Annotated in this window: 3 protein-coding genes and 1 pseudogene; 2 read left to right on the top strand and 2 right to left on the bottom strand. The window is 63.4% G+C overall.

Annotated features, from left to right (window positions below):
- Nucleotides 1-163: 163 nt before the first annotated feature.
- Nucleotides 164-844: a TorD/DmsD family molecular chaperone gene (locus ACMO6A_RS08850; protein ID WP_271802321.1), complete on the bottom strand. Its 681-nt coding sequence runs from the start codon at nt 842-844 to the stop codon at nt 164-166.
- Complete coding sequence (locus ACMO6A_RS08845) at nt 837-1,664, bottom strand: hypothetical protein (RefSeq protein WP_233671080.1); 828 nt, start codon at nt 1,662-1,664, stop codon at nt 837-839. The genes ACMO6A_RS08850 and ACMO6A_RS08845 overlap by 8 nt, the downstream gene beginning before the upstream one ends.
- A gap of 200 nt (nt 1,665-1,864) precedes the next feature.
- On the opposite strand from ACMO6A_RS08845, the gene ACMO6A_RS08840 reads away from it, so the two are divergent.
- A complete protein-coding gene (locus ACMO6A_RS08840; protein WP_233671081.1) occupies nt 1,865-2,326 on the top strand; it encodes a hypothetical protein in 462 nt (153 codons plus the stop codon).
- A gap of 296 nt (nt 2,327-2,622) precedes the next feature.
- A pseudogene (locus ACMO6A_RS08835) lies at nt 2,623-3,712 on the top strand (helix-turn-helix transcriptional regulator); the annotation flags it as partial.

The following is a 3,712-nucleotide window of genomic DNA, read 5'->3' as shown; positions in this document are numbered from 1 at the left end:
ATTCCCTTCGGAACGAAAACGCCTGATGAACGGCTTCCCCTTTCCAAAAGGTTTGCCACGAAGTCGAAAAATTTACACGGAGGGGCCCGAAAGGAACCCGGGCCCGCAGATCGTCTGCGAGCCCGGCGGCGGGGAGGCAACAACGAGAGATTTCGGCAACCTACTATGCGGCGGCTTCCACGCTGTCCAGCAGCTCGGCGAGGACGGACGCGTCTTCCTCGGCGAAGCCCATGGCAAGCTGGGCCAACCCCTGGTAGAACAACGTGCGCGAGAACAGCCGCATGTCGTTGGTCAACAGCGGCAGCCAGTTCAGCAGGTGGTCGTGCAGGAAGGTTCGCTGAGTGCGCAGCTGTTCCACGGCCTCGTCCTCATCTCCTGCCGCCAGCGCCTCGGCCGCGCGCAGGCTCATGCGTTGCATGAACTCGAACTCCAGCGCCACGTGATCCTCGCCCTCGTTCCACGCGCCGCGCTTCAAACCGTTCTCGCGCAGCGTCTGCAGCACTTCGGCGCGCGCCTCCTGCATCATCAGGCGACGCTCGGAGGTGTACACGCTCTCGTACGGATAGGCGGCCGAGTACGCGTTCACCCCGTGGCCGATGAACGTGCGCACGAAGTCGATGGCGAGCTCGGTGACGCTGTCGTCCCATGCGGTTTTCAGATAGTCGTACAGCAGATGGTACCCTTCGTCCACCTTCGCGTTGCCCGTGGCGGTGGGGAAGCGCATGGCTTGCAGCTCCCGCAAGGATTCCGCGTCCACTTCCTCGCGGAACAAGTTTGCCAGCAGGCCGTACGTTTGAGCGCGCATGTTCATGAGCGCAACCAGGTCGACGGTTTCCTCAGGCATGGTTCTCCTCCTTCTTCGCAGCGGCAGCCGCTTCCACCGCAGGCAGCATCGCACGTCCCAGATCGGTCAGACGCCACGCGTGCTCGCTCCATTCCAGCGCATCGGTGCGCTCCAGCATGTCAATGAAATGGCCGCCGAAACGCCGCGGGCTCTTCACCTCGTCGAACGTGTCCACCAGGTCTTCTATCTCGGGTTTCGTGCACGGACGCTCGTCGACGGCGCGCATGACCGCGCGGTACACCTCCACGTAACGGCTGTCGCGATCGAGCACGACGTCGCGGAATGCAGAGCCCTGGGTCAGCCTCTCGTACAGCGCGCTTCCTTCTTCGGTAGTGCGCCACACAGGGTCGACGCGTTCTTTGATCTCGAGAAACGCAACGCCCGCCTCCACGTCCTCGTGCGGCTCGGCGGCTGCGGGCATCTCCAACGTCAAGGCGCCGGCACGTTCGAGCATGCGGCACAGCGTCATGGGCGCGTACACCGAGCGGTTGCTGGCCTGCGCCGCTTCCACGTGCTCGGCCACGCGGCTCGCCGCGCACCCGCCGCGGCACAACCCCATGATGCTCAGCAGCACGGGCCGGCGACCGGGGTTGTGATCCAGCAGCTCCAGCACGGCAGATTCCACGCCGCCTTGGCGCTTGGGGGTGTACACGGCTTCGCGCTGCATGCTCTGGGGCATGTTGCGCATGGTGGGATAGTCGACGGTATCAAGCGGGTTGTCGTCGTCCATGTCCTCCTGGTCGATCTCCAGATCGTCGGCCATCAGAGGATCGAACTCGTCGTCCAAGCCCAGCACGTCGTCGAACGATACGGTAGGCATCATTCCTCCTTCTTCTCTCTTCGCTGCGTTCGAGTATAGTGGCTGCGCGCGACGGCTCATCATCCTATAAGGCGTAATTACGCAGGGATTCGCACGCATCATACGCCGGGGCTGCGAAATCACCTTGACGCGCGCTTCGCCGGCTCCCTATAATCGGGGCGCGTTGCGAGAAGCGGGGCTTCTTGGGAAAGGAAGCTCCAATGGCCAACGTAGCTTGGGGCAAGAAGATTCTTGCCGTTGCGGTTCTGAGCTGCCTGTGCGCTTCGATCGCGGTTCCCGCCTACGCGTTCTACTACGTCCACGGCGAAGAGAACGTTGCTGCAACCAGCAAGGGCGTCATCGAGGTCACGTGCACGGTGGACGAAACCGCTCAGGGCGGAGGCGTGAAGACCTCGCTCATCATCGTTCCAGAAGGCAGCACCGCCGCTGCTTGCCTGGACGAGAGCGTGGTTTCCAGCAACAGTCAGAACGGCCTTGCGGCCATTCACGACTACAGCGTCTCCAGGTTGGCGGACGAACTGTCCGGCAAGCAGTACACGTGCACGGTGCACAAGGCCGACAGCCAGAAGCCGGGCACGCACACCGCGTTCGACGGAAGCGGCACCGAGGGCGAGAGCACGCCGCTCGAGCGCTTCGACAGCGTGGTGTTCACGGTGGCGTAAACCGCCGAGCGGGGGTCCGGACGACCAGCCGGACCCCCGCGCACCTCCCGCTGCGGTTCGGCGAGCGCCCCGTTATTCTTCACAAGCCGGTCCGACGCAGCCCCGCAATGCCCCAGCACTCCCCCGAAAGCAGACGGGCGCCCCTCCAAACATCATCCTCAGAGGATTATTTTTCTATTTCCCCAGATCAAACGCTTGCGCATCGAGCGCAAAACGCTGATCGACTCGCTCACCTCGCTAGAAAAAACAACCTCTGCACGGTATGATGATGCCCAGGGAATCAAGGAGGGGGCTTCATGGGGATTCGCGTTCCTCGCATCACCGTCAACGCCGACTTCGGCGACGACACCGCGTTCGGCGACCTGAGCTTGCTCTCGGTGGGCTACGGACTGCACCAGGCTTGGGTGTACGCCGTCATGTTCGGAACGCCCACCATCTTCGGCACGCAAACCTACGTCACCGGCATGTACGGCAGCCACGCGTCGCTGCCGTTCCTCGTCTCCATCGTCGTGTTCGGGCTGTGCCTGTTGTTCGCCGGCATCACCGATCAACGGCTGTTGAGGACGTACATCTCGAAGAAGACGCTCGCGGCGGGCGCGGCGCTCATGTCGGCCGGAACGTTGCTGCTGCTTGCGACGCCCGTGATCAGCGGCCCGGCGCTGGAAGCGGTGTCGGGCGTCATGACGGGCATCGGCTCCGCCATCCTGATTCTGTTCTGGGGCGTCGCGTTCGCGCGCTGCGACAGCGCTTCCATCGTGCTGAACTCGTCCATCGCCATCTCCATCGCCATCGGGGTGTACGCCATCGGCCTGCATTACGGGCCGTTCCCCATCGCCGGCATCCTCGCGGGCATCATCCCGCTGCTGGAGCTCGCCATCCTCTGGAACAAAACGCCGGCGCCGTATTCCGAGCGCAACGAGGTTCCCATCTTCAAACCGCTTCCGGTGAACCATGCCAAGTTCTTCCTGCGCTTCGGCATTCCCGTGTTCGTGTTCGGCGTGGCGTTGGGCACGCTGCGGCAAACGTCCATCCAGTACATCGTGCCCGCCTCGAACGTAGGCGACCAGATCGCCATGCTGCTGGCCGCCGGATTCGCCTCCGTAGTCATCCTCGTGACCATCGTGGCCCTTGGAGGCGGTGACAAATGGAGCCGGTACTTCCGCCCGCTCGTCCCCTTCATCGCCGTCACGCTGTTCTTCCTGCCGCTTTCCGAAATGAGCGACAACACGTTCGCCACCATGTTCTTGGTGATGGGCTACCTGTGCTTCGAGGCGCTGATGTGGATATTCTTCGGCGAGCTGGCGCAGCGCTTCCGCTTGTCGCCCATCTACGTGTTCGGCCTGGGACGCGGCATGTTGGCGCTGGCGGGGCTGGCGGGTTCGCTGT

It is taken from the genome of Eggerthella sp. (assembly GCF_048329335.1).
Taxonomy (GTDB): Bacteria; Actinomycetota; Coriobacteriia; order Coriobacteriales; family Eggerthellaceae; genus Eggerthella; species Eggerthella lenta.
Note: the sequence above shows the minus strand (reverse complement) of the source record. Positions and strands in the feature narration are given on the sequence as shown.

Excerpts from the sequence above, each read along its gene's own strand:
- ACMO6A_RS08850 (WP_271802321.1), bottom strand. The coding sequence starts at position 844 with ATGCCTGAGGAAACCGTCGACCTGGTTGCGCTCATGAACATGCGCGCT.
- ACMO6A_RS08845 (WP_233671080.1), bottom strand. The coding sequence starts at position 1,664 with ATGCCTACCGTATCGTTCGACGACGTGCTGGGCTTGGACGACGAGTTC.
- ACMO6A_RS08840 (WP_233671081.1), top strand. The coding sequence starts at position 1,865 with ATGGCCAACGTAGCTTGGGGCAAGAAGATTCTTGCCGTTGCGGTTCTG.